The organism is Devosia ginsengisoli, from assembly GCF_007859655.1.
In the GTDB taxonomy this organism is placed as follows: domain Bacteria; phylum Pseudomonadota; class Alphaproteobacteria; order Rhizobiales; family Devosiaceae; genus Devosia; species Devosia ginsengisoli.
On record NZ_CP042304.1, the window covers coordinates 625284 to 649494 of the forward strand.

Sequence of the window (24211 nt, forward strand, 5' to 3'; positions counted from 1 at the left end):
TACCCCCAACGCGCGAGGCTGTCCGCGGTTCACTCCACCAGCCGCAAAGCGTTGAAATAAAACCCGTCCGTACCTGTCAGTCGCGGCGTCAGCGCAATCCCGCCCTTGCCGGTCGCCAGGCCCGCGGGCAGGGCGGTGCCAAAGGCGGCCGCCCACATATCTTCGGGCATGACGGAGGCAAAGCCCGGATTGCCCGCGAGAAAGCCTGCGATTTGCTCGTCGTTTTCTTCCGGCAGGATCGAGCAGGTGATGTAGACCAGCGTGCCGCCGGGTTTCAGATAGCGCTGGCCCTCCGCCAAAATCGCCGCCTGTTCGCCCACGCGCTGGCTCAGCAGCTCCGGCGTCAGCTTCCACTTGGTGTCCGGCCGCCGCCGCCAGGTGCCCGTCCCGGTGCAGGGCGCGTCGATCACCACGCGATCCATCTTCCCCACGAGATCGTCCAGCGCCCCCGGCTGCGGCGCCCGCACCTGCACATTGCGCGCGCCATTGCGCTTCAACCGATCATAGATCGGCGCCAGCCGGTTGCGGTCGCTGTCATAGGCAAAGATTTGCCCCTTGTTCATCATCGCCGCCGCCAGCGCCAGCGTCTTGCCGCCGGCCCCCGCACACAGGTCCAGCACCTGTTCGCCCGGTTGTGCCCCGGCAAGGGCCGCCACGATCTGGCTGCCTTGGTCCTGCACCTCGAACCAGCCCTTGAGATAGCCTTCATCCGTCGTGACATTGGGCGTCCGCGCATCGCGCGGCCCGGCCTTCATGGTCACGCCGAGCGGGGCAATCGCCGCTTCCTCGGGCGTGAAGCGCGCCAGCGACTTCATCACCCGCTCGCGGCTCGATTTGAGGCTGTTGACCCGCAGATCCAGCGATGGCCGCCCGGCCATGTCCTGCCCCTCGGCAATCCAGTTGTCGCCGAAGCCGCGCTCCAGCGACGGCGCCAGCCATTCGGGCACATCCGCCAGCACAAAGCCGGGCACATCATCGCCCAATTGACCGACGGCCCGCGCCATTTCCTCCGCGCTCAGCGCCTCGGGCGCATGATTATCCCCGGCAAAGCTCTCGCTCAGCGCCGCCGGGTCTTCGCCCCAGTCGCGCACCGCCACCGCCAGCACCAGCGCCCTTGGCGTATCGCTGCCCATCAGCGCCGCATGCGAGGCCCGCCGCCGCAGCGCGTCATAGACCAGGTTGCCGATGGCGGCGCGGTCGCCGGCCCCGGCAAAGCGGTTGTTGAGCCCCCAGGCCTTCAGCGCTTCCGAAACGGGGCGCTTGCGCGTCTCGACATCGGCAAGCACGGCAATGGCGGCAGAAAGGCGACCGGGGAGGCGCATCAGATACTCGGGGCTAGGATGATCAATCGCAGCACGAGCCATACCCACAGAAGCGCCAGCACCACAAGGCCTGCCGTATAAAGCGCAAACCGCCGATAGACCCGATTGCTGATCACATGCACGGCGGCATGGGCATAGCGAAGCGCCACGAACAGCCAGGCCAGCACCACCTCAGCCCAGCCGGCCCCGCCGCTCCATAGCGCTAGCAATGCCGCGACATAGAACAGCACCGGCAGTTGAAACTGATTGTCGAAACTGTTCGACAGCAGCCGCGCCCGCAGCGGGTAGGCGGCCCGGTCCGCGGCGATATCCTTGACCGCGATTTCGCCCCGCGCCACCCGCGGCACGCGTTCGAATCCCAGCCAGATCAGAATGCCCAGCGTCAGCAACACCTGCGCGGCGATAGCCAGGATCAGCAGTTTCTCGGTCAGTGGCATAATGAACTCCACCAGCAATTACGGCGCTTTGGCCCGATTGGTTGCATCGGCATGTGAAATCAGCGCCGGCCTGCCGCGACAAATTTTCTCTCCCCATGGTGCAAGCGGCCGATTTGGCCCTATATTGCGCCGGTCAAAGCGACCCGATGCTGAGAGCGGGGCCGCATTCAATGAAAAGACCTTGTTCGCAGAAATATTGATCGTCGTCGTCCTGACCATCGTCAACGGCTTGTTGGCAATGTCGGAACTGGCAGTCGTTTCCGCCCGCCCGGCCCGCCTTCGCGCCATGGCCGATCAGGGCAATAAAGGGGCCGCCACGGCCATCCAGCTTGCCGATGATCCCGGCAAGTTCCTCTCCTCGGTCCAGATCGGCATCACCCTTGTCGGCATCCTGTCGGGCGCCTTTTCCGGCGCCACTCTGGGCCTGCGGCTGACCGGCTGGCTCCAGTCGATCGGCGTGGCCGGCAATGTTGCCGATGTGCTGGGCGTCGGCGTCGTCGTGGTGCTGATCACCTATATCTCGCTCATCATCGGCGAACTCGTGCCCAAGCAGATCGCCCTGCGCGATGCCGAAGGCGTCGCCGCCCGCGTGGCTCCGGCCATGAAGCTGCTGGCCGCCATCGGTTCGCCGGTGGTCTTCGTGCTCGATGTGTCCGGCAAGGCCGTGCTGACCCTGTTGGGGCAGGGCGGCGAGGCCGAGGAAACCGTCACCGAGGAAGAGGTCAAGACCATCATCGCCGAGGCCACCACGGCTGGCGTCATCGAAAGCGACGAGCATTCGATGATATCGGGGGTCATGCGCCTGGCCGACCGCTCGGCCCGCGGCCTGATGACCCCGCGCCTCGAAGTCGACGTGGTCGACCTCTCCGACGATGGCGACGAAATTCGCCGCACCATCCTCGATACCCATCGCTCGCGCCTGCTGGTGCAGGATGGCGATGCGGATTCCATCATCGGCGTCGTGGCCATCAAGGACATTATCGGCGTCTTCGCCAATGGCCAGCCGCTCGATATCCGCAAATTCGTGCAGCCTGTCCCCGTGGTCATGGACCATGCCGATGCGCTGGACGTGGTCCGCGCCATCAGAAATTCCACCGTCCATATGGCGCTGGTGGTCGATGAATACGGCCATTTCGAAGGCATCGTCACCTCGGGTGACATCCTCGAAGTCATTACCGGCGTCTTCCAGGAGGAAACCGGCGACGACCCGGCCCTGATCCGCCGCGAAGACGGCTCCTGGCTGGTCGCCGGCTGGATGCCGGTCGACGAGTTCAGCGACAAGCTCAAGCTCGCCATCGCCCGCGACGCCAAATACGAGACCGTGGCGGGCTATGTCCTCTCCATCATCAATCGCCTGCCGGCCGTTGGCGAAATCTTCGAGCACAATGGCTGGAAATTCGAGATCATGGACCTCGACGGCCGCCGCATCGACAAGGTCCTGATGACGCGTTTGGATTGACGCCAGACCTCCGGCCAACCCTCTCCCCTTGTGGGAGAGGGTGGAAATCCGCGTTCAGCGGATTTCCGGGTGAGGGGGCTGCGCCATCCCATGCTTCACTGCCGATGGATAACTCGGCGCCCCCTCATCCGCCCTTCGGGCACCTTCTCCCACAAGGGGAGAAGGGAAAACTGCCCAAACATCCACGGTAGGTGCTGGCACCGTCCATAGTTGATATCATGCCCGATGAAGCCAGAAACCCCAGGGGAGATGCAGCATGGACACTTTCACCGGCGGATGCCTCTGCGGCCAGGTTCGCTTCGTGGCATCGGGCCGTCCCTACCGGGTCGGCATCTGCCATTGCCTTGATTGCCGCAAGCATCACGGCGCGCTGTTCCACGCCTCCGCGATTTTTCCCCAGGACGCTGTGACGATATCAGGCGATACCAGCGACTATGCCGGCCGGTTCTTCTGCCCCCGTTGCGGCTCTTCGGTATTTTCCCGCTCAGGCGACGAGATCGAGATCAATCTGGGCTCCCTGGACGAGCCGAACCAGTTCGTCCCGACCTACGAACTCTGGACCATCCGCCGTGAAGCCTGGCTGCCGCCCTTTCCGCTCAGGCATTACGAGCGCGACCGCGCCTCCAGCAGCCGCGCCGAGGAATAGCCGCCTCCTTACTCGGCCAGCGTCATCCCGAACCACACGGTGCGCCCGATGGTCTGCAGCGGCTCGAATCCGCTGCGCGTCCAGAATGCCACCCCGCCGGTATTGCCGGCACTGGCCCCCAGATGGATTCCGCTCACCCCGGCCTCCCGCGCCTGTGCGATCCACATCTGCAATAGGCCCGTGCCGATCCGCTGCCCGCGCAGGCGCGATAGCAGGTTCATATGGATATGGGCCGGATAGCGCGCCACGATATCGGGTGGATTGTCGCCGGGCTCGCGCATGGCCGCAACGCGCCCGCGATCCGCCGGCGTCAGCTCGGCCTCCGGCACCTGCGCATAATGCGCGCGCAAGGCGGGCCACCAGTCGCGCTCCAGCTTGGCGGCAAAGGCCCTGGTGTCATGCGTGCCCACGATATAGCCGGCAACGCCCTGTTCATCCTCGGCCACGAAGACCTGTTCGGGCTCGATCACCCCATAAGGCGCCGAATACAGATGGCCGATGGCCTTCCGGTCATTATGCAGCGGGCTCGCATCCTGTCCGGCATCCCCGGTCACGAGGCAGATCTCGTAAAGCGCCTCGAGATCATCAGCGCGATAGGCCCGCAGTTCGACCATCAGATCTCCTCGAAGGCGCCGGTCTCGATGTTGAACAGCTTGCCGCTTTCCTTCACCGCCGGGCTGATCAGGTCGATCAGCTTGGGGGCAATATCGGCCGGCGTGGGCAGCGTATCCGGATTTTCCCCCGGCATGGCCTTGGCGCGCATCGCGGTACGTACTGCGCCGGGATAGAACACGTTGACCTTGACCTTGGTCTGCGCCACTTCCCCGGCATAGGACTTGGCCATGGCGTCCACCGCCGCCTTGCTGGCGGCATAGAGCCCCCAATAGGGCCGTGCCGAACGCGCCGACGAAGACGACACGAATACGGCGCGTCCCGCCGTCGATTGGCGCAGCAGCAAGTCGGTCGCGCGCAACAGGCGATAATTGGCCGTCACATTGACCGCCATCACCTTCTCGAAATCTTCCGGCTTCACATGGGGCAGGGGGCTGAGCACGCCCAATTGCCCGGCATTGGCCACGAGGCCATCGAGGGCCCCCCAGCGCTCGAAGATCGCCGCGCCCAGCCGGTCGATGGCGTCGCCATCGCGCAGGTCGAGCGGCACCAGCGTTGCCGCCGATCCAAGATCCTGGATTTCGTCGTCGAGTTCCTCGAGCCCGCCCACCGTGCGGGCCACCGCCACCACATGGGCGCCGCGCCGGGCAGCCTCGATGGCCGATGCATAGCCGATGCCGCGCGAGGCGCCGGTGACGAGGACGACCTTGCCTGCCAGATCCTGGCCGGTTTGATCCTGATTTCCAGCCATTAACCGGCCTCTTTGAGCAGGGAAACTTGTTTCGGCTCGCTCTTGGCGCGCCCATTGAGATCGGTCAACTGCGTCGGATAGTCGCCCGTGAAATAGTGGTCGGTGAATTGCGGCGCCGCATTGTTGCGCTTTTCTCCACCTACGGCCTCATAGAGGCCATCGATCGACAGGAAGGCCAGCGAGTCAGCGCCGATGAACTTGCACATCGATTCAAGGCTCGCATGCTGGTTGGCCAGCAGCTTTTCCGGGTCCGGCGTGTCGATGCCGTAATAGTCCGAATAGAAGATCATCGGGCTGGCGACGCGGATATGCACCTCCGTCGCGCCGGCATCGCGCATCATCTGCACGATCTTGACCGATGTCGTGCCCCGCACGATGGAATCGTCGATCAGCACCACGCGCTTCCCCGCGATTTCGGCCCGGTTGGCCGAATGCTTGAGCTTGACGCCGAAGGCGCGGATCGACTGCGTCGGCTCGATGAAGGTGCGGCCCACATAGTGGTTGCGGATGATGCCCAGCTCGAACGGAATGCCGCTCTGCTGCGCATAGCCGATGGCCGCCGGCGTGCCGCCATCGGGCACCGGCACCACCACATCGGCTTCGACCGGCGCTTCCTTGGCCAGGTTCATCCCCATGCGCTTGCGCGCCGCATAGACGCTGCGCCCCGCCACGACCGAATCCGGCCGCGCGAAATAGACATATTCGAACAGGCACGGCCGTTCCGGCTGCTGCCGCGCCGGCTTGCGTGCCTCGATGGTGATCGAGCCATCGGGCTGGATTTCGCAGATCACCACCTCGCCATTCTCGACGTCACGGATATATTTCGCACCGATAATGTCGAGCGCGCAGGTCTCCGAGCAGAAGATCGGCTTACCATCGAGTTCGCCCATCACCAGCGGCCGAATGCCGATCGGATCGCGCGCCGCGATCAGCTTGGTGCGGGTCATCGCCAGCATGGCATAGCCGCCTTCCATCTGGCGGATGGCGTCGATGAAGCGATCGGTCGAGGACGAGTGGCGCGACCGCGCCACCAGATGCAGCACCACTTCGGTGTCCGAAGTCGACTGGCAGATAGCCCCGGTGGCGATGATCTGCCGGCGCAAAGTCAGCCCATTGGTGAAATTGCCGTTATGGGCGATGGCAATGCCGCCATCCTCCAGCTCGGCAAACAGCGGCTGCACATTGCGCAGGGCCACTTCGCCCGTGGTCGAATAGCGCGTATGGCCCATTGCCATCGAACCGGGGAGCTTCGCCAGCAAAGCCGGGTCGGTATAGTGGTCGCCCACCAGCCCCATGCGCTTTTCGGTGAAGAACTGCTTGCCGTCGAAGCTGACGATGCCGGCCGCTTCCTGCCCGCGATGCTGCAGGGCATGCAGCCCCAGCGCGGTCAGCGTCGCGGCGTCGCTATGCCCCAAAATGCCAAACACGCCGCACTCTTCATGCAGCGTGTCGCCTTCAAGATCATCGAAAGAGTTTTCGCTCGGATGGTTCACCGGGCTCTCCATGCCAATGCTGCCCAACCGCGGGCTTGAGCGTTTTCAGCAAAAGTGGACGCCACTTTCGCGGTTCGAAAACGCGCCTCATAAATGCGTGCCGCCAATGGCGACAGGGCTAGCGGATGAGGGGTTGCCCATCCCATAGCCCATTTTTCGTGTGCCGACCAATGCCCCGCAAGACGGTCAGACTTGTGGCAGGCGCGCCGCGCTCACCGTTTTATGATCAGGCCTGCGGCGCCGCCGCGGGCACGTCGACCGGCGGCGCCACCGTGCCGTCCTCGGTCGAATCCGTGCCTTCGTCCAGCGGGATGGCCGGCGATTCGGAATCTTCCGTCAGCCCCGTGCCGCCCTGCAGCAGGTCGGTCACCTGCTGTTCCAGGCCTTCCGGCAGCAGCGAGATCAGCGTCTGGCCCATGCTCTGCAGATGCGGCAGCGATTGCGATTCCGCGGCCCAGCTCGGCAGGTTGTTGGGCAGCAGCCAGGTGCCGAAAATGGTGATGACGATGGCGATCAGGATGCCGCGCAGCACGCCGAACACGAAGCCCAGCGTCCGGTCGATCGGCCCGATGCGGCTATCGACCACGAAATCGGCGATGCGCATGGTCAAAAGGTGCAGCACGATCAGCGCCACGATGAAGGTCACGACCACGGTGGCGATATCGGCCACGATCTGCTCGGCAATATATTGCCGCGCGATTTCGGGGTGGTACTGCCACATATAGATGGCGATAGCGGCCGAGCCGGCCCAGGTCGCCAGCGACAGCACTTCGCGGGTCAGCCCGCGCGCGGTGGCCAGGATCGCCGAAATCAGCACCAAAACACCAACACCAACGTCGAACGCTGTCAGCATATGTCTTCGCTAGCTCCGTTTGCCGCCCCGGCAGTGTGGCGCTTCGTTTAGCCGCTTTGTGGCGGGATGCCAAGGGCAGCGGGCCTGGCCGATGCCAATCTCCAAAAAAACTGTTAACCTGACGCCGCAGCACCCGCGCGACACAGCACAGGCAATGGAGACGTCATGAACAGCAAGAACAACCAGCGCGTCTATGCCATGAGCGTGGCCAGCGTCTATCGCCTCTATCTCGAAAAGGCCGAGAAGAAGGGCCGCACCAAGGAAGAGGTCGACGAAGTCATCCGCTGGCTCACCGGCCACAGCCAGGAATCGCTGGAGCGCGAACTGACCAACAAGACCACGTTCGAAACCTTCTTCACCCAGGCGCATCTCAATCCTGACCGCGCGCTCATCACCGGCTCGGTCTGCGGCGTCAAGCTGGCCGAGATCGAGGAGCCCCTGATGAAGGAAATCCGCTACCTCGACAAACTGGTGGACGAACTCGCCAAGGGCCGCCCCATGTCCAAGATCCTGCGGCAGCAGCCGGTCGACGCCTGATCACCACTCGTCGCGTTCCGGCTCCCGCGGCTTGCCCGCCGCCGCGATCCGCCCCACCAGCTCCGACAAAGCCGAAAATTCCGACACCGCCAGCCCCGAGGCCCGGTCCGCCGTGCCCAGCCGCCCGGTCGAAACCGATTTGAACCCCAACTTCTGCGCCTCGCGCAGCCGCAGCGAACCATGCGCCACCGGCCTGATCCCCCCAGCCAGTGAAATTTCCCCGAAATAGACCGCATCCTTGGGCAGGGGGGAACTGGTCAGCGACGAGATCAGCGCCGCCGCCACCGCCAGGTCCGCTGCCGGCTCGTTGATCTTCAGCCCGCCCGCGACATTGAGATAGATGTCATTGGCCCCGATCCGCACCCCGCAGCGCGTTTCCAGTACCGCCAGCACCATGGACAGGCGCGAAGAATCCCAGCCCACCACCGCCCGCCTTGGCGTACCGAGCGGGGAGGGCGCCACCAGCGCCTGGATTTCGATCAATAGCGGCCGCGTCCCCTCCATGCCGGCAAACACCGCCGAACCCGCCGCCCCCTCGTCGCGCTGGTCGAGGAACAAGGCCGAGGGGTTGGCTACCTGCTCCAGCCCCAGCTCGGTCATGGCAAACACGCCGATCTCGTCGGTCGCGCCATAGCGGTTCTTCACCCCGCGCAAAATCCGGAACGTATGGCTGGCATCGCCCTCGAAATAGAGCACGGCATCCACCATATGCTCGACCACGCGGGGGCCGGCAATCTGCCCGTCCTTGGTCACATGCCCCACCAGCACTACCGCCGCGCCGCTCTTCTTGGCGAAGCGCGTCAGCGCCTGCGCCGACGTGCGCACCTGCGTCACCGTGCCCGGCGCAGAGTCAACCCGATCAGTCCACAGCGTCTGGATCGAGTCGATGATGACCAGGTCCGGGGCAGGGCCGTTTTCCAGCGTGGCGAGAATGATCTCCACATTGGTCTCGGCCGCCAGCATCACATTGGCTTCGCCCAGCCCCAGCCTTTGCGCCCGCAGCCGCACCTGCGCCACCGCCTCCTCGCCCGAGACATAGACGACGCTTTTACCTTGGTTGGCCAAAGCCGCCGCCGACTGCAGCAGCAGCGTCGATTTGCCGATCCCCGGATCGCCCCCCACCAGCAGCGCCGAACCTTTGACGAACCCGCCCCCGGTCACCCGGTCCAGCTCCGCCAGCCGGGTCACCACCCGCGCCGCGCTCTCCGTCTCCCCGGAAAGCGGCACCAGATTGGTGGGTCGTCCATTGGCCTTGGCCGATTTCGGCCCCGCGCCGACTCCTGAGTCGGTGATTTCCTCGACAATGGTGTTCCACTCGCCACAGGCATCGCACCGCCCCTGCCAGCGCGTGGTCACGGCCCCGCAGGACTGGCAGACGAAGGAAGAACGGGATTTGGCCAAGACGGGTCTCTACACTTGCAACGCTATCAAGAAGCGTAGCCGGTCTGAGGAAATCGGGCAAGAACAAAAAGAGAACTTTTGGATGAACTATCCCACCCCGGATCGTCACCCTCGGGCTTGACCCGAGGGCTCTACACTTGCTGAGCGCTAGGTAAGTACAGTGCCCTCGGGTCAAGCCCGAGGGTGACGGCCGGTGGATGAGGAAGGATTGAGGGTGGGGCAACATGCGCTGAAGCTCTGGTTACCCCCGCGCCGCCGCTCGCTCGGCCAGCCCGCGCACCGTGTTCCAGTTCCGCGCTGTCACGGTGCCGGCGCGCTTCTCGATCAGCCCCGGCAGCCGCGGGCTCTGCGAGGCGCGCCCCGCATAATCCACGAACAGATGCGTGCCCTCGATATGCACCCGCTCCGGCCCCTCATAGTCGCCCAGCCACGAAAAATCCGGCCTGGCCCCGGCAAAGAAATAGACCGTCAATTCGCTGGGCCGCTCCGCTGCCGCCTCGGGGAGGGGATTGGCCTTGACCAGCCGGTGCAGTGTCGCCGCCTTGCGCACCACCGCCACATTGCCCGGTCCCAGCCCGAGCCCCCGCACCACCGCATTCATGTCCGCGGTGACTTCGGCAATCCCCTTGTCGCTGCCCACGATCATGTTGCCCGTCGCCACATAGGTCTGCGGCGCATCATAGCCTGCCGCCGCCACGGCATCCCGCCATTGCGCCATCGACATGATCTTGTGCGTGATCGGCCCGATGGCCCGCAGCAGGATGACGTAGATTGTCATTCCGGCGGCAGATTGCCGTCGCCGACATAATTGCGGCTATAGCGTCCCTTGAGCGAGGTCAGGATTTCGTAGCCGATCGTGCCGCCGGCATCGGCCTGCTCATCCACCCCGATGATGTCGCCGAGGATTTCCGCCCCTTCGCCGGGGCTCGGAATGTCAGGCCCCAATTCGGTAATATCCACCGTCACCTGGTCCATCGACACCCGCCCGAGCACCGGGCACGCCTTGCCGCGGATCATCACCTTGGCGCCCGGCCGCGTATTGCTGCCCGACAGCGAGCGGAAAAATCCGTCGGCATAGCCATGGCTGAGAATGGCCAGCCGGCTGTCGCGCGACAGCGACTGGGTGGCGCCATAGCCCACGCTTTCCCCGGTGCGCGCTTCCTTCACCTGCATGATCGGCACATGCAGCGTCACCACCGGCGCCATCGGGTTCTTGCGGCCATTCACCGCCCGCCCGCCATAAAGCGCAATGCCCGGCCGCACCATCTGGAAATGATAATCCCGCCCCGTCATCAGCCCGGCCGAATTGGCCAGCGATGCCGGAATCCCCGGAAACTGCGTCATGACCGAACCGAACAAAGCCAGTTGCGTACGGTTCTTCTCATGGTTCGGCGTGTCGGCGCAGGCCAGGTGGCTCATCACCATTTGCGGCGCATAGCCCAGCGCCTGGATGCGCTCGCGCACCATCGCCGCTTCGTTCAGCCGGAAGCCCAGCCGGTTCATGCCGGTGTCGAAATGGAAGGCGGACGGATAGGCCTCGTTGCGCTCCACGCATTTGGCCAGCCATTCCTCCAGCATCGCCATGGAGGAGATGATCGGCATCAGGTTCTGCCGCACATAGAGATTGGCCGCGCCCGGATAGAGCCCGTTGAGAATAAAGATATGTGCATCGGGCACCGCCGCGCGCACCGCCATGCCCTCGTCCGGCGTCGCCGCAAAAAGAAGCGCGCCCCGGCGGCATGCAGCGCCTTGCTGGCCATGGTCACGCCGGTGCCATAGGCATCGGCCTTCACCACAGCACCGGTCAGCGCGCCGGCGCTCACCTTGTCCAGCGCCCGCCAGTTCCGGGCCAAGGCCCCGAGATCGATACTGAGTTGCCCCCCAAGGCCAGACGTCAGCGCCATGCCTATTCCATACGCTCGGGCAGGTAGTCGGCGCGCGCCAGGTTGCCGAAGCGCGTGAACTGCGCCTCGAAGCTGAGCTGCACCGTACCGGTGGGGCCGTGGCGCTGCTTGGCAATGATGACTTCGGCTTTGCCGTGCACCTTTTCCATCTCCCCTTGCCAGGTCATATGCTCTGGCGTGCCCTCTTTGGGCTCCTTGTTCTTCAGATAATACTCTTCGCGGTAAACGAAAAGCACCACGTCGGCGTCCTGCTCGATAGAGCCCGATTCGCGTAGATCCGCCAGTTGCGGATGCTTGTCGTCGCGCGCTTCCACCTGGCGGGAGAGCTGGGACAAAGCCACGATCGGCACTTCCAGCTCCTTGGCCAGCGCCTTGAGCGTGGTGGTGATTTCGGTCAGTTCCTGCACGCGGTTCTGGCTCGATGCCTTGCTCGAGCCGCTCAGGAGCTGCAGGTAGTCGATGACGAGGAAATCGAGCCCCTTCTGCCGCTTCAGCCGCCGCGCCCGCGCCGCCAGCTGCGCCACCGAGATACCACCGGTATCGTCGATGAACAGCGGCAGCTTGCTCATCATGTTGGAGACATCAACCAGCTTGGAAAACTGGCTGTCATGAATGCGCCCGCGCCTGATATCGGACGACGAGATTTCCGCCTGCTCGGCCAGGATACGCGTGGCCAGCTGTTCCGAACTCATTTCCAGGCTGAAGAAGCCGACAACCCCACCATTGGTGGTCTTCTGATGGCCGTCAGGCGTCACCTCGCCCTTCCACGCCTTGGCGACATTGAAGGCGATATTGGTCGCCAACGACGTCTTGCCCATGGCCGGGCGTCCCGCGAGGATGATCAGATCGCTGCCCTGCAGGCCGCCCATCTGCCGGTCGAGGTCGTCCAGCCCCGTGGCAATGCCCGACAGGCCCCCATCGCGCTGATAGGCTTCGCCCGCCATCTGGATCGAGGCGCTGAGCGCGCTGGAAAAGTTCTGGAAGCCGCCATCATAGCGACCCTTTTCGGCCAGCTGGAACAGCTCGCCTTCGACCTTTTCGATCTGCTTGTTCGGCGTCATCTCCACGTCGCCGTCATAGGCGACCGACACCATTTCCTCGCCCACCAGGATCAGGTTGCGGCGGATGGCTGTGTCATAGATGGCCTGGCCGTAGTCGCCGGCATTCAGCACTGTCGTCGCTTCGGCTGCCAGCTTGGCGAGATACTGTGCCATGGTCACGTCGGGCAGCAATTGCTCGGGCAGGTGGGTCTTGATCGTGGTCGGATCGGCCGATTTGCCGGCGCGGATGATCTTGCCGGCGATTTCATAGATATCGCGGTGCACGGGCTCGTAGAAATGCACCGGCTCGAGAAAATCCGAGACGCGGTAGAATGCATCATTGTTGAGCAGGATGGCGCCCAGCAGCGCCTGCTCCGCCTCCACATTGTGGGGCGCCAGACGGAAGGACTTGTCTTCGGCCGGATGCAGCCGCGCGATCTCTGCCATAATGCCCCCGGGAACCGTTAACCTTTCTTAACCACGCGACTCGGCGTCGTGTCTTGGCCTATCGACCCGCTGGTTAATGTCCCGTGACCCACCCCTGTGAACTTTGTGGACAACGGGGAATGTGCCGCAATGACCTTGCATGTGAGCAAGGCAGGAGCATGGCGCGAGTCGGTCCCGCCGGGCTACCCCGGACGCACCCTGCCTATCCCACCCGCATCACGGGTTCGGCCAGCTCCGCCGGTGCCTGCTCGGCCTCAGTGGCCATGCTGAACGTGGCAACCACGCGGTTCCTGCCATTGCGCTTGGCCACGTAAAGCGCCGCGTCCGCGGCAGACAGGGTCGCGCCAAGCTCGGCGTGATTCTGGTGATCGGCCACCCCGATGCTGACGGTGAATCGGATATCCGCATCGCCGCAACCGGGAACCACCATCTGGCTGACCACGTGGCGTATCCGTTCCGCCGCGGCTTCGGCGGCAGCCGGTGTGACGGCCTGCAGGCCGATGGCAAATTCCTCGCCGCCGATTCTGGCGGCAAAATCGTCGGGGCCGACACTGCTGTTCAGCAGCGCGCCGATCGCCCGGATAACCGCATCACCCGCCGGATGGCCATGAAAGTCGTTGATGGCCTTGAAGTGATCGATATCGATCATCAGCACGCAGAACTGGCTGGCATTGCCCCGGGCGAGCGCCTTGCGCCCCCGGTCCATGAAGGCGCGGCGATTGAGCAGGCTGGACAGCTCGTCGCGCGTTGCCGCGACCTCCAGCGCCTCATTGCTCACGCGCCATGCCGCGTTGAGGCCGGCAACCGCGAACGGCCCGATGGCGATCATCGCCACGCCGAGCCGGTAGGATGACAGATCCCCCACCTCGCTCAGCACGAAACCGAACGGAATCTGGCCCGCCGGGCCGGCAATGAGCAGCCAGACAGCCGTCGCCATCGTCAGCGCGCTGGCCGTTGCCGGGCGGAAGCACACGGCGCACCACAGCAGCGCCGGGATGCTGAAGGCGATGGCGCCGGGTCCGCCGCTTACATGCATGAAGCCGACCGAGGCCAGCAGCGTCGCGATGGCCGCGCCCTGCCGCCAGGCGATCCCGCGATGGCCATAGACGGTCATCGAATCCGCGCGGTATCCCACATTCAGCGTTATGATCAGCGGCACGAAGATGGCGTAGTTGACAAATTCGGTGGTGAGCCAGAGGTCTAGCGCGCGGACCCCGCTCATGCCGAACAGCATTGGCCCGGCCACCATCCCGGCAAGGCCTGCCGCCGCGGATGCCGCCGCAAGCATCAGCATGATATAGATCGTATCCATCGGCCGGCGCAGCAGCAGCACGTTGCATGGCAGCAGCTTCGAGACCAGCAGTCCCGCGGCTACGCCCACCAGGTTGGTCCCGTTCAATATTGCGCTGGCGCCAAATGCGCCGCCCGTCAGCAGATCGGCGGTCATATAGGCGGCAGTGGCCACGATCCAGGTGAGGGGCCGGTTGGCTTCGGGCCGGATCAGCAGCAGGCTCAACAGCAGCGCATTGGCCGGCCACAAGCTCGCCAGGGAAAACAGCAGCCGCGTGTGAATGCCGACAAAGCAGGCGCCCAGAACAAGCACGCCGATGCAGAGCGATAGCAATGTCGGATTGGTCGGGAGCGGGTCCCATTTCGATCGGGGCGCGGTCAAATCTGGCACTACGTCTGAAACTACTTGAGCCAGTCTAGGCCGTGGCGGTTAACGATCCACGAGGCCGGTCCATACAAAGCAAACTCCACGCAAACAAAAAGGCCGGGCGCAGGGCCCGGCCTCTTCAATGCGTTGCGAGCCGATCAGACTTCGTCGTCGAAGCGATCGTCCTGCTGCGCGTCCTTCTGGCCGGCGGCGAAGTCGCCTTCCACGTCATCTTCATAGACGGTGACGGTCACGTCTTCACCGGCGCTCTGGCGGGCGGCTTCGTCTTCCGAGCGGGCGACGTTGACGGTGATGGTCACGGCGACTTCGGCATGCAGGTTCAGCGGCACGGTGTGCACGCCGACCGACTTGATCGGGTCGGTGAGGTCGACCTGGCTGCGCTGCACGGTGAAGCCATCGGTGGCCAGGGCTTCCACGATGTCGCGCGAGGCGACCGAGCCGTAGAGCTGGCCGGTTTCACCCGCCTGGCGGATGATGATGATTTCGCGGCCGTTGAGACCTTCGGCAATGCCGGCAGCGGCGTTGCGGCGGTCGTCGTTGCGCTTTTCGATATGGGCGCGTTCGGCTTCGAACTTCTTGCGGTTGGCTTCGGTGGCGCGGAGCGCCTTGCCCTGCGGCAGCAGGAAGTTACGGGCGAAGCCGTCCTTGACGGTGACTTCGTCGCCGATCGAACCGGTACGGCCGACGCGCTCGAGCAGAATGACTTTCATTTGGGTATTCCTTAGTAGCTGTCCCGTCTCTCGGACGGTTAGGAGCCCCGGACCATCCAGAACCCCAACGATGTGCCCTTTACAGGCACGGGCAGGCCAAACAGGAAGTCGTTGGGCTGGATGAGATAGTGGTGGTTCGCGAGAACCGGAGCGGAGCGTACCTAGGTACGTGAGCACCGGAAGCGCAGCGCACCGCCACTAGATCGCCAGCCCAGCGAACTTACTGGACGGCATACGGCATGATGCCGATGAAGCGGGCGCGCTTGATCGCCTGAGCCAGTTCACGCTGCTTCTTGGCAGAAACGGCGGTGATGCGGCTCGGCACGATCTTGCCGCGCTCCGACACGTAGCGGGAGAGCAGGCGCACGTCCTTGTAGTCGATCTTGGGCGCGCCCTCGCCCGAGAACGGGCAGGTCTTGCGGCGGCGCTGGAACGGACGGCGGGCCTGGGCGGTGGTGAGGTCTTTGATTGCCATAGCTTTGGGTCCTTATCTTAGAAACGGCGCGGACGGCGTTCGCCGCCGAAGCCACCACGGTCGGGGCGACCGCCATCGCGGTCATCGCGATCGCGCTTCTGCATCATGGCCGAGGGGCCTTCTTCCAACTCGTCGACGCGCACGGTCATGAAGCGCAGGATGTCTTCATTGATGCGCATCTGGCGTTCCATCTCGGCAACGGCCTGCGGCGCTGCTTCGATGTTCAGCAGCGTATAATGCGCCTTGCGGTTCTTGCGGATGCGGTAGGAGAGACCCTTGAGGCCCCAATATTCGTTCTTGGTGACCTTGCCGCCGCCAGTGGCGAGGATTTCGGTCAGCGCAGCGGTCAGTTCTTCGACCTGCTGCTGGGAAACGTCCTGGCGTGCCAGGTAGATATGCTCGTAGAGGGCCATGAATGCGCCTTCGTCAGTGGTTTCAAACACAGCAACATCTGGCGCGGAGCCTCCTTGAAGCCGAGAAGGGCATCAAAGCAGTCTTGCAAAGAGCGGGAACACGGGAGGCCGGGCCATCGCCCTATTTGCCGTTCTTTCAAACAACAAACCCTCCGTTCAGCCCCCGGCCAAACGAATTGCTGGCGCGGCTATAGGGGAAAGGGGCCGCCAGATCAAGCAGAAACGCCGCCAGCCAACGGCCGGCGGCGCAATAGGGGAGGCTGCAGGCAGTCGTTACTGCGCGAAGCTGATCGTCCCGCCCGATTCCGCCGTCAGCGGCTCCGTACCTGCCGGCAGTCCGTTCACCGACAGGATATAGGCCGCCATGTCGGCATAGACCTCGGCCGACAGCGAATCCGGCGCAGATGGCGGCATGGTATGCACCTTGGCCACCAGGTCGGCGGCCGCCGCACCCTCCCAGTTCTCGTGGAAGAACTCGCCGGCCAGCGGCGGGCCATAGGTGTTGTTGGTCAGCGTATCGCCATGGCAGACCGCGCAATTGGCGTCGAATGCGGCCTTGCCCGATGCGACCTGGGCCTCGGTGAAGCTGGGCAGGTCCCCAGCCGCCGCGGCATCCTCCGCCGGAGCCTCTTCCGTTTCGCCCGCGGCGGCCTCATCCCTGCCCGCGCAGCGACTGCTCATTGGGCGGCGGAACGGCGCTGGGGTCGCCTTCGCCCGCATAGGTATAGGCGATGATCTCGCCCGGATTGGCCAATTCGCTCGTCGTGCCGCCCTCGGTATTCTCGGCCAGGCCCGTCGCGTCGGTGGCAATATAGATGGTCTTGCCGTCGGCACTTACAGCCACGTCGCGATAGCGGTTATTGGTCTGGAAATAGCGCTCCACCGTGCCGTCCACGGCCTGCCCGTTCTCGTCGAGCGGCAGCACATAGATCGAGCCGCGCTTCAGCGTCGGCGCCAGCAGCACCTTGTCCCAGCCCGGAATGCGGTCATCGCCGCCCTGGTAATATTCGACGCTGGTAATGCCCACTGTCGGCCAGCAGATGAAGTCGGTGCCCTTGCAGTCCGGCACCACGAAATTCCAGCCGGTATCGACCGTGAACATGGTGGCGATGGGATCGACCATCGGCTCGGTGAAGGCGGATTCGGGTTCATGCGGCACATTGTCGGGAATGGCATATTCGCTGAACGTGGTCTCCGCGCAGGGCGGATTGGCGGCCAACTCCCAATTGGCATGCTCATAGGCCTTGTCGTCGTTGAGCCCCGCCACATTCGGCCAGCCGTAATTGCCGCCCGAGGTCAGGATATTCACCTCGTCATCGGTCTTGGGCCCATGCTCGGTGGCATAGAGCGTGCCATCCGGCCCGAAGGCGATGCCCTGCATATTGCGGTGCCCATAGGTAAAGACGTGGCTCTGCACGCCATCGAGCTCCGGATTGTCCTCGGGAATCGACCCATCCAGGTTGAGCCGCAGCGACTTGCCGACATAGGCGACATAATCCTTGGCGGCGATTTCATCGGCGGTGGGCAGGCGCTGCGCCTCGATCGGCAGGCACACATTGGCGCCCTGGTTATTCCCCTGGTCGCCCAGCGTATAATAGAGCGTATTGTCCGGCCCGAATTTCAGCCGCCCCGAATTGTGGTCATTGCTGGCCGGCAGTCCCGTGATCAGGTCCACCGGGTCGCTCAGCGTGCCATCCGCCTCGTTATACGAGAGCCTGATGATCTTGGTGTAGAGCATGTGATAGGGGCTGCTCGCGTCGGTAACCTGCGGGTCCGCGCCTTTTTCCTCGTCGACATAGCTATAGGCGGCATAGACATAGTCATTGCCGGTGCCCTGGCCCAGTTCGGGATGCAGCGCCAGCCCCATCAGCCCGTCCTGGCCACCCGGGGCCGAGATTTCATCGATCGTGATGGCGACATGCTGCTCACCCGTCGTGGGGTCGATGCGGCTGATGCGCTTGCCGGTCCGCTCCGTCGTCCACAGCATGCCGTCCGGTCCCAGCGTGATTTCCCAGGGATTGGCCAGTCCCGTAATCACCACCGATTGGGTGAATTGCTTGGCGCCGGTCACATACGAATCCGGGCTTTGTGCGACGCTGGGGCCGACCAGTGCGGTGCAGGCCAGCAGGGCGCAGATCGAAGTCAGGTTTTTCATGAGACGCTCCCTTGGTTGTCAGCGATCAACGCGTGGCCCGGCAAAACGTTCAACAGCGCCGGAACTGCGGATAAACCACTGATCTTGCTGCGTTTGATTTCTCCCTCTCGACATCCGCCTTGACTCCGCCACACACTCCCGGCAAACGCCGCGCAACTGGACAGTCTCCTTATGGATTGTCTAACTGATCGCAGAGGGGGCCACATCATGACCAGCTACGCATTCACCTTTCCGGGGCAGGGCAGCCAGGCCGTCGGCATGGGCAAGGACCTGGCCGCGGCCTATCCCGAGGCCCGCGCCGTATTCCAGGAAGTCGATGAAGCCCTGGGCCAGCGCCTTTCAGCCATCATGTTCGAAGGTCCGGACGATATCCTGCGCCTCACCGAAAACGCCCAGCCGGCCCTGATGGCCGTCAGCGTCGCCGTTGTCAGGGTGCTCGAAGCCAAGGGCATCCGTCTGGCCGATCACGCCGCCTATGTCGCCGGCCACTCGCTCGGCGAATATTCGGCCCTGTGCGCCGCCGGCACCTTCTCGCTGGCCGATACCGCGCGCCTGCTCAAGACGCGTGGTCAGGCCATGCAGAAGGCCGTGCCCGTCGGCCATGGCGCCATGGCTGCATTGCTCGGTCTCGATCTCGAAACCGCCAGCGCCGTCGCCGCCGAAGCCGCCCAGGGCGACGTCTGCGATGTTGCTAACGACAATGCCCCCGGCCAGGTCGTCGTTTCCGGCGCCACAGCCGCCGTGGAACGTGCCGTCGAAATCGCCAAGACCAGGGGCGCCCGCCGCGCTTTGCTGCTGCCGGTCAGCGCCCCGTTCCATTGCTCGCTCATGCAGCCGGCCGCCGAGGCCATGGCCGTTGCGCTGGCCGAAGTCACCATGAATGCGCCCGTCGTGCCGCTGGTCGCCAATGTGCTGGCCACCCCGATTTCCGATCCGGCCGACATCCGCCAGCGCCTGGTCGAACAGGTCACCGGCGTCGTCCGCTGGACCGAGACTGTCACCTGGCTAACTGGTCAGGGCGGAGTGACCCATCTGGCCGAACTGGGCACTGGCAAGGTCCTCACCGGCCTCGCCAAGCGTATCAATGCCGAAGCGACTGCCACATCAGTCGGCTCGCCTGCCGATATCGATGCCTTCGTTTCCGAACTCACTTGAATCAAGCCATTAAGCGCTTGAATCACTATCTCCATCGGGAGGACTAAATGTTTGATCTGACTGGCAAACGTGCCCTGGTAACCGGCGCCAGCGGTGGCATTGGCCGCGAGATTGCCAAGGCGCTCGCCGCCGCCGGCGCCACCGTGGCGCTGTCAGGCACCCGCCTCGGCGCGCTGGAAGATACGGCAAAGGAGATCGGCAAGGATTGCCCCATTCTTCCCGCCAATCTCAGCAAGCTCGATGAAGTCGACAAGCTCGTCCCATCTGCCGAAGCGGCCATGGGCGGCCTCGATATTCTCGTCAACAATGCCGGCATGACGCGCGACAATCTCTTCATGCGCATGAAGGACGAAGAGTGGGACGAGGTCATCGCCGTCAACCTCACCGCCGCCTTCCATCTCAATCGTGCCGTTTTGCGCTCCATGATGAAGCAGCGCTTCGGCCGCATCATCGGCATTTCCTCGGTCGTCGGCGTCATGGGCAACCCGGGGCAGGGCAACTATGCCGCCTCCAAGGCTGGCCTGATCGGCATGAACAAGGCGCTGGCCCATGAAGTGGCCAGCCGCAACATCACCGTCAATTCCATCGCGCCCGGCTTCATCGCCTCGGCCATGACTGACGAACTCAACGACAAGCAGCGCGAGTCGATCCTCTCGACGATCCCTTCCGGCCGCCTCGGCACCGCCCAGGAAGTCGCCGCCTGCGCCGTTTTCCTCGCCAGCGACGCGGCGGGCTACATCACCGGCCACACGCTCAACGTCAATGGCGGCATGGCCATGATCTGATCGGCCGGCCGGTCTTCCCTATGCGGGTTCTTCTGGGCAAAAGCCTTGGAAACGAGGCATTGAGCGGCTGGCGGAGCCCCATCAAGTGTGATACTCGCCGCCGCTGGCACCGGTGGTGGACTGCCTTGCAGACGCCCGAAAGCGCGCCTACATTGCCGCCAAGTCAGCCAAACGGTGCTTGAAGATTTGGCACTCCGCCAATAAGAAGCGAAACGAAACCTCGATTTCGAAAAAGGAAGTCTAATATGAGCGATGTCGCTGATCGGGTCCGCAAGATCGTTGTGGAACACCTCAATGTGGATGCCGAGAAGGTTGTCGAAAAGGCCAGCTTCATCGACGATCTGGGTGCGGACTCCCTCGACCAGGTCGAACTGGTGATGGCCTTCGAAGAAGAATTTTCGGTTGAGATCCCCGACGACGCCGCCGAGTCGATCCAGACCTTCGGCGATGCCGTGTCGTTCCTCACCAAGGCCGTCGGCTAAGCCCGTCGGGCTTGGGCCGGGTTAGGCAGGCACAGCATGGAATTGCGCCGCGTCGTTGTCACCGGGTTGGGCCTCGTTACGCCCCTCGGTACTGGAGTTGAAGCCACCTGGGCCAATATCCTGGCCGGAAAGAGTGGCGCCGTCAGGATCGACGACTTTCAGGTCGATGATATCGCCTGCCAGATTGCTCATCGCTTGCCGCTCGGCGACTATGCCGAGGGCAAGTTCAATCCCGATGAGTGGATGGACACCAAGGAACAGCGCAAGGTCGATCCCTTCATCGTCTATGCCATGGCTGCCGCGCAGCAGGCTATCGAGGATGCCGGGGTCGAGCCGAAAACCCAGGAAGAGCAGGAACGCACTGGCGTCCTGATCGGCTCGGGCATCGGTGGCGTGGGCGGCATCTACGATGCCTCCATCACCCTGCACGAAAAGGGTCCGCGCCGCATCAGTCCCTTCTTCATTCCCGGTCGCCTGATCAACCTGGCCTCCGGCCAGGTCTCCATCCGTTTCGGCCTCAAGGGGCCGAACCATTCGGTGGTCACCGCCTGCTCCACCGGCGCCCATGCCATCGGCGATGCCGCCCGTCTCATTGCGCTCGGCGATGCCGACGTGATGGTGGCCGGCGGCGCCGAAAGCTGCGTCAACCGCCTGTCGCTGGCCGGCTTCGCCGCCGCCCGTGCGCTTTCGACCGGCTTCAACGACAATCCCGAAGCCGCCTCCCGTCCTTACGACAAGGATCGTGATGGCTTCGTCATGGGCGAGGGCGCCGGCATCGTCGTCCTCGAAGACTATGAGCGGGCCAAGGCCCGGGGCGCCAAGATTTATGGCGAAGTGATCGGCTATGGTCTTTCCGGCGATGCCTATCACATCACCGCCCCGTCGCCCGATGGCGATGGTGGTTTCCGCGCGATGAGCGCCGCCATCAAGCGCGCCGGCATTGCTGCGTCCGATATCGACTATATCAACGCCCACGGCACCTCGACGCCGCTCGGCGACGAGATCGAGTTGGGCGCGGTCACACGCGTCCTTGGCGACTCGGCATCGAAGGCGGTGATGAGTTCCACCAAGTCGGCCGTTGGCCACCTGCTGGGCGCCGCCGGTTCGGTCGAAGCCATTTTCTGCCTGCTGGCGATGCGTGACGGCATCGCGCCGCCGACGCTCAACCTCGACAATCCCTCGGTCGACACGGTGATCAATCTGGTGCCCAAAAAGGCATTCAAGAAGGAGATCAACGTGGCGCTGTCCAACAGCTTCGGCTTTGGCGGCACCAATGCGACCCTGGTCATGCGCAAGGTCGGCTGATTATCCACGCTTTGATGAGAGGCACATCGCGTCACCCGCGATGTGCCTCTTGTCTTTGTCGCAGGGCATCAACAATATGCCGCAAAACCATTGAACAAGACCCGTCCATTCCCCAATGACACGGGCTCCGAGGGTGATCCAGCACGATGAATGATCGCAAGGTCCGGCGCCGCCGCCGCTCAAGCAACGGTTTCGTTGATATCCTCAACGGCTTGCTGACGCTGCTGGTTCTCGGCCTGCTGGTTGCCGGCGGCATCGTGCTCTACGGCGCCTCCCAGTTCTACGGCGAAGGCCCGCTCACCGCCGAAACCACCTTCCGCGTCGAAGCCGGCTCCGGCCTCTCCTCCATCGGCCCGCGCCTAGAGGAACAGGGCCTCATCTCCAATCAGTATATTTTCCAGGTCGGCAGCCGCGTCGCCAATATCGAAGGCACCGTCAAGCAGGGCGATTTCCGCATCCCCGCCGGCGCCAGCATGGCCGATATCCTGCGCGAGCTGATCGAGGGCAACCCGATCCGCTACGCCGTCGTCATCCCCGAAGGCTGGACCGCCTGGGAGGCCGTGCAGCGCCTCAATGCCGATGCCAATATCACGGGCGAAATCTCGACCCTTCCCGCCGAAGGCTCCATCCTGCCCGGTAGCTACGACTACGTGCCCGGCGATACCCGCCAATCCGTGCTCGAGCGCATGCAGGCCGCCATGACCAGTGAACTGGCTGCCGTCTGGGAAGCCCGCCAGCCCGACCTGCCGCTCGAAACGCCCGAACAGCTCCTGGTCCTCGCCTCTATCGTCGAGCGAGAAACCGGCGTCGCCACTGAGCGGCCCCAGGTCGCCGCCGTCTTCGTCAATCGCCTGCGCGAAGGCATGCGCCTGCAGTCCGATCCCACCATCATCTATGGCATCACCAAGGGCCAGGGTTCACTGGGCCGCGGTCTGCGCCGCTCCGAAATCGAGGCGCAGACCCCCTACAACACCTACCAGATCGATGGCCTGCCGCCGACGCCCATCGCCAATCCGGGCATCGATTCCCTCAAGGCCGTCGCCAATCCCGACACCCACGACTACCTCTATTTCGTGGCCAAGGGCGCCTCGCCCCGCGAGGGCCATGTCTTCGCCGAAACCTATGCCGAGCATCAGGACAATGTCGCCCAATACCGCCGCATAGCCGCCGAAGCCGCTGCCCAGGCAGAAGCCGATGCCGAAGCCGCCCGTCAGGCCCTCGAGGCCGAGCAGGCTGGCGAAGCCCCGGCAGCCGAGTGACCCAGCCCCTCGCCAGCATGACCGGCTATGCCCGCGCCACCGGCGCGGTGCCCGGCGCGTCCTTCGCCTGCGAGGTGAAATCGGTCAACGGCCGCGGCCTCGATATTCGCCTGCGCCTCGCCCCCGGCTTCGATGCGCTCGAAAGCGACATCCGTCAGCGCATCGGCAAACAGGTCACCCGCGGCTCGCTGACCCTCAATCTCTCCGTCGAGCGCGACGGGGCAGGGGGCGACCTGCTGGTCAACCGCCAGGCCCTCGCCACCGTCCTCGCTGCCATCGACGACCTGCGCAGCGCCGTACCCGCCGCCGCCCCGCCCAGCCTCGATGGCATTCTCGGCCTCAAGGGCGTACTCGAACAGCGCGACCGCCCCATTTCCTCCGATGCCGAGGAATCCCTGACATCAGCCATTCTCGACGCCGCGTCCCGGGCGCTGTCCGATCTCGTCCTCGCCCGCCGCCAGGAAGGCAGCCAGATCGCCGCTGTCCTGCTCGACCGCCTCGACGAAATCGAGACCCTGGTGCAGCGCGCCGAGGTCCACCCCGCCCGCAGCCGCGACACCATCCTCGCCAAACTCCGCCAGCAGGTGGCCGACATCGCCGCCGATATCGCCATCCCCGAGGATCGCCTGGTGCAGGAAGCCCTGCTGCTCGCCACCAAGGCCGATATCCGCGAAGAACTCGACCGCCTCACCGCCCATATCGCCTCGGCGCGCCAGCTCATAAACGGCGGCGGCGCCGTCGGCCGCCGGCTCGATTTTCTCGCCCAGGAATTCAACCGCGAGGCCAATACCCTGTGCAGCAAATCCAATGCGGTGGAGCTCACCGCCATCGGCCTTGACCTCAAGGCGGCGATCGATCAACTACGCGAGCAAGTGCAGAACATCGAATAGGA

The 24211-nt window shown here is 64.2% G+C and carries 24 protein-coding genes and 1 pseudogene; 9 read left to right on the forward strand and 16 right to left on the reverse strand.

Going from position 1 to position 24211, the window contains the following annotated elements:
* Positions 1-29: 29 nt before the first annotated feature.
* Both FPZ08_RS03080 and FPZ08_RS03085 read right to left on the reverse strand, forming a co-directional pair.
* On the reverse strand, positions 30-1322 hold the full coding sequence (locus FPZ08_RS03080) for an RsmB/NOP family class I SAM-dependent RNA methyltransferase (RefSeq protein ID WP_146288623.1): 1293 nt from the start codon (positions 1320-1322) through the stop codon (positions 30-32).
* On the reverse strand, positions 1322-1759 hold the full coding sequence (locus FPZ08_RS03085; RefSeq protein ID WP_146288624.1) for an MAPEG family protein: 438 nt from the start codon (positions 1757-1759) through the stop codon (positions 1322-1324). Before FPZ08_RS03085 ends, FPZ08_RS03080 begins: the two co-directional genes overlap by 1 nt.
* A gap of 196 nt (positions 1760-1955) precedes the next feature.
* Here FPZ08_RS03085 and FPZ08_RS03090 point away from each other — a divergent pair, with 196 nt between their 5' ends.
* On the forward strand, positions 1956-3218 hold the full coding sequence (locus FPZ08_RS03090; protein ID WP_186767306.1) for a hemolysin family protein: 1263 nt from the start codon (positions 1956-1958) through the stop codon (positions 3216-3218).
* Positions 3219-3474: 256 nt separating this feature from the next.
* Entirely contained in the window at positions 3475-3864 is a 390-nt protein-coding gene (locus FPZ08_RS03095) for a GFA family protein (RefSeq protein WP_146288626.1), read from the forward strand.
* 8 nt (positions 3865-3872) lie between these two features.
* Here FPZ08_RS03095 and FPZ08_RS03100 read toward each other — a convergent pair whose 3' ends face one another.
* The 4 genes from FPZ08_RS03100 to FPZ08_RS03115 all read right to left on the reverse strand — a co-directional run bounded on the left by FPZ08_RS03100 (position 3873) and on the right by FPZ08_RS03115 (position 7573).
* Positions 3873-4478: a GNAT family N-acetyltransferase gene (locus FPZ08_RS03100; RefSeq protein WP_146288627.1), complete on the reverse strand. Its 606-nt coding sequence runs from the start codon at positions 4476-4478 to the stop codon at positions 3873-3875.
* On the reverse strand, positions 4478-5227 hold the full coding sequence (locus FPZ08_RS03105; protein ID WP_146288628.1) for an SDR family NAD(P)-dependent oxidoreductase: 750 nt from the start codon (positions 5225-5227) through the stop codon (positions 4478-4480). The genes FPZ08_RS03100 and FPZ08_RS03105 overlap by 1 nt, the downstream gene beginning before the upstream one ends.
* Positions 5227-6720 (reverse strand): amidophosphoribosyltransferase, encoded by a 1494-nt coding sequence (gene purF, locus FPZ08_RS03110; RefSeq protein WP_425457568.1) that lies wholly within the window; start codon positions 6718-6720, stop codon positions 5227-5229. Before purF ends, FPZ08_RS03105 begins: the two co-directional genes overlap by 1 nt.
* A gap of 226 nt (positions 6721-6946) precedes the next feature.
* Entirely contained in the window at positions 6947-7573 is a 627-nt protein-coding gene (locus tag FPZ08_RS03115) for a CvpA family protein (RefSeq protein ID WP_146288630.1), read from the reverse strand.
* Positions 7574-7738: 165 nt separating this feature from the next.
* On the opposite strand from FPZ08_RS03115, the gene FPZ08_RS03120 reads away from it, so the two are divergent.
* Entirely contained in the window at positions 7739-8110 is a 372-nt protein-coding gene (locus tag FPZ08_RS03120; RefSeq protein WP_146288631.1) for a DUF2200 domain-containing protein, read from the forward strand.
* Here FPZ08_RS03120 and radA read toward each other — a convergent pair whose 3' ends face one another.
* The 10 genes and pseudogenes from radA to FPZ08_RS03175 all read right to left on the reverse strand — a co-directional run bounded on the left by radA (position 8111) and on the right by FPZ08_RS03175 (position 18333).
* Complete coding sequence (gene radA, locus FPZ08_RS03125) at positions 8111-9511, reverse strand: DNA repair protein RadA (RefSeq protein WP_146288632.1); 1401 nt, start codon at positions 9509-9511, stop codon at positions 8111-8113.
* 241 nt (positions 9512-9752) lie between these two features.
* Positions 9753-10289, reverse strand: coding sequence for a DUF1697 domain-containing protein (locus tag FPZ08_RS03130; RefSeq protein WP_146288633.1), 537 nt, complete (start codon positions 10287-10289; stop codon positions 9753-9755).
* Positions 10286-11415 (reverse strand): annotated as a pseudogene (alr, locus tag FPZ08_RS03135) (alanine racemase). The gene FPZ08_RS03130 and the pseudogene alr overlap by 4 nt, the downstream one beginning before the upstream one ends.
* Positions 11416-11417: 2 nt before the next feature.
* Positions 11418-12902, reverse strand: coding sequence for a replicative DNA helicase (locus tag FPZ08_RS03145; protein WP_146288636.1), 1485 nt, complete (start codon positions 12900-12902; stop codon positions 11418-11420).
* A gap of 202 nt (positions 12903-13104) precedes the next feature.
* Entirely contained in the window at positions 13105-14574 is a 1470-nt protein-coding gene (locus tag FPZ08_RS03150) for a GGDEF domain-containing protein (protein WP_146288637.1), read from the reverse strand.
* Between the two features lie 143 nt (positions 14575-14717).
* Entirely contained in the window at positions 14718-15290 is a 573-nt protein-coding gene (gene rplI / locus FPZ08_RS03155; RefSeq protein ID WP_146288638.1) for a 50S ribosomal protein L9, read from the reverse strand.
* A gap of 220 nt (positions 15291-15510) precedes the next feature.
* Positions 15511-15765 carry a 30S ribosomal protein S18 gene (rpsR, locus tag FPZ08_RS03160; RefSeq protein WP_046169334.1) on the reverse strand — a complete coding sequence of 85 codons (255 nt, stop codon included), beginning with the start codon at positions 15763-15765 and terminating at the stop codon, positions 15511-15513.
* 17 nt (positions 15766-15782) lie between these two features.
* Positions 15783-16178: a 30S ribosomal protein S6 gene (gene rpsF / locus FPZ08_RS03165; RefSeq protein ID WP_146292904.1), complete on the reverse strand. Its 396-nt coding sequence runs from the start codon at positions 16176-16178 to the stop codon at positions 15783-15785.
* Positions 16179-16451: 273 nt separating this feature from the next.
* Entirely contained in the window at positions 16452-16859 is a 408-nt protein-coding gene (locus FPZ08_RS03170) for a c-type cytochrome (protein ID WP_186767191.1), read from the reverse strand.
* The gene (locus tag FPZ08_RS03175) at positions 16831-18333 is read right to left on the reverse strand and encodes a glucose/sorbosone family PQQ-dependent dehydrogenase (protein ID WP_146288640.1); all 1503 of its coding nucleotides are present in this window, start codon (positions 18331-18333) and stop codon (positions 16831-16833) included. Before FPZ08_RS03175 ends, FPZ08_RS03170 begins: the two co-directional genes overlap by 29 nt.
* A 207-nt stretch (positions 18334-18540) precedes the next feature.
* Here FPZ08_RS03175 and fabD point away from each other — a divergent pair, with 207 nt between their 5' ends.
* From fabD to FPZ08_RS03205, 6 genes are all read left to right on the forward strand, one after another.
* On the forward strand, positions 18541-19488 hold the full coding sequence (gene fabD / locus FPZ08_RS03180; protein WP_146288641.1) for an ACP S-malonyltransferase: 948 nt from the start codon (positions 18541-18543) through the stop codon (positions 19486-19488).
* Positions 19489-19535: 47 nt separating this feature from the next.
* Positions 19536-20273 carry a 3-oxoacyl-[acyl-carrier-protein] reductase gene (gene fabG / locus FPZ08_RS03185; protein WP_146288642.1) on the forward strand — a complete coding sequence of 246 codons (738 nt, stop codon included), beginning with the start codon at positions 19536-19538 and terminating at the stop codon, positions 20271-20273.
* Positions 20274-20518: 245 nt separating this feature from the next.
* Positions 20519-20755, forward strand: a complete 237-nt coding sequence (locus tag FPZ08_RS03190; protein ID WP_035100440.1) for an acyl carrier protein — start codon at positions 20519-20521, stop codon at positions 20753-20755.
* A gap of 42 nt (positions 20756-20797) precedes the next feature.
* Positions 20798-22060, forward strand: a complete 1263-nt coding sequence (fabF, locus tag FPZ08_RS03195) for a beta-ketoacyl-ACP synthase II (protein WP_146292906.1) — start codon at positions 20798-20800, stop codon at positions 22058-22060.
* 146 nt (positions 22061-22206) lie between these two features.
* Entirely contained in the window at positions 22207-23319 is a 1113-nt protein-coding gene (gene mltG, locus FPZ08_RS03200; RefSeq protein ID WP_146288643.1) for an endolytic transglycosylase MltG, read from the forward strand.
* Positions 23316-24209, forward strand: a complete 894-nt coding sequence (locus tag FPZ08_RS03205) for a YicC/YloC family endoribonuclease (protein ID WP_246132794.1) — start codon at positions 23316-23318, stop codon at positions 24207-24209. The genes mltG and FPZ08_RS03205 overlap by 4 nt, the downstream gene beginning before the upstream one ends.
* The last annotated feature ends 2 nt before the right edge of the window (positions 24210-24211 follow it).

Excerpts from the sequence above, each read along its gene's own strand:
- FPZ08_RS03080 (WP_146288623.1), bottom strand. The coding sequence starts at position 1,322 with ATGCGCCTCCCCGGTCGCCTTTCTGCCGCCATTGCCGTGCTTGCCGAT.
- FPZ08_RS03085 (WP_146288624.1), bottom strand. The coding sequence starts at position 1,759 with ATGCCACTGACCGAGAAACTGCTGATCCTGGCTATCGCCGCGCAGGTG.
- FPZ08_RS03095 (WP_146288626.1), top strand. The coding sequence starts at position 3,475 with ATGGACACTTTCACCGGCGGATGCCTCTGCGGCCAGGTTCGCTTCGTG.
- FPZ08_RS03100 (WP_146288627.1), bottom strand. The coding sequence starts at position 4,478 with ATGGTCGAACTGCGGGCCTATCGCGCTGATGATCTCGAGGCGCTTTAC.
- FPZ08_RS03105 (WP_146288628.1), bottom strand. The coding sequence starts at position 5,227 with ATGGCTGGAAATCAGGATCAAACCGGCCAGGATCTGGCAGGCAAGGTC.
- FPZ08_RS03115 (WP_146288630.1), bottom strand. The coding sequence starts at position 7,573 with ATGCTGACAGCGTTCGACGTTGGTGTTGGTGTTTTGGTGCTGATTTCG.
- FPZ08_RS03120 (WP_146288631.1), top strand. The coding sequence starts at position 7,739 with ATGAACAGCAAGAACAACCAGCGCGTCTATGCCATGAGCGTGGCCAGC.
- FPZ08_RS03130 (WP_146288633.1), bottom strand. The coding sequence starts at position 10,289 with ATGACAATCTACGTCATCCTGCTGCGGGCCATCGGGCCGATCACGCAC.
- FPZ08_RS03145 (WP_146288636.1), bottom strand. The coding sequence starts at position 12,902 with ATGGCAGAGATCGCGCGGCTGCATCCGGCCGAAGACAAGTCCTTCCGT.
- rplI (WP_146288638.1), bottom strand. The coding sequence starts at position 15,290 with ATGAAAGTCATTCTGCTCGAGCGCGTCGGCCGTACCGGTTCGATCGGC.
- rpsR (WP_046169334.1), bottom strand. The coding sequence starts at position 15,765 with ATGGCAATCAAAGACCTCACCACCGCCCAGGCCCGCCGTCCGTTCCAG.
- rpsF (WP_146292904.1), bottom strand. The coding sequence starts at position 16,178 with ATGGCCCTCTACGAGCATATCTACCTGGCACGCCAGGACGTTTCCCAG.
- FPZ08_RS03170 (WP_186767191.1), bottom strand. The coding sequence starts at position 16,859 with ATGAGCAGTCGCTGCGCGGGCAGGGATGAGGCCGCCGCGGGCGAAACG.
- FPZ08_RS03175 (WP_146288640.1), bottom strand. The coding sequence starts at position 18,333 with ATGAAAAACCTGACTTCGATCTGCGCCCTGCTGGCCTGCACCGCACTG.
- fabD (WP_146288641.1), top strand. The coding sequence starts at position 18,541 with ATGACCAGCTACGCATTCACCTTTCCGGGGCAGGGCAGCCAGGCCGTC.
- fabG (WP_146288642.1), top strand. The coding sequence starts at position 19,536 with ATGTTTGATCTGACTGGCAAACGTGCCCTGGTAACCGGCGCCAGCGGT.
- FPZ08_RS03190 (WP_035100440.1), top strand. The coding sequence starts at position 20,519 with ATGAGCGATGTCGCTGATCGGGTCCGCAAGATCGTTGTGGAACACCTC.
- mltG (WP_146288643.1), top strand. The coding sequence starts at position 22,207 with ATGAATGATCGCAAGGTCCGGCGCCGCCGCCGCTCAAGCAACGGTTTC.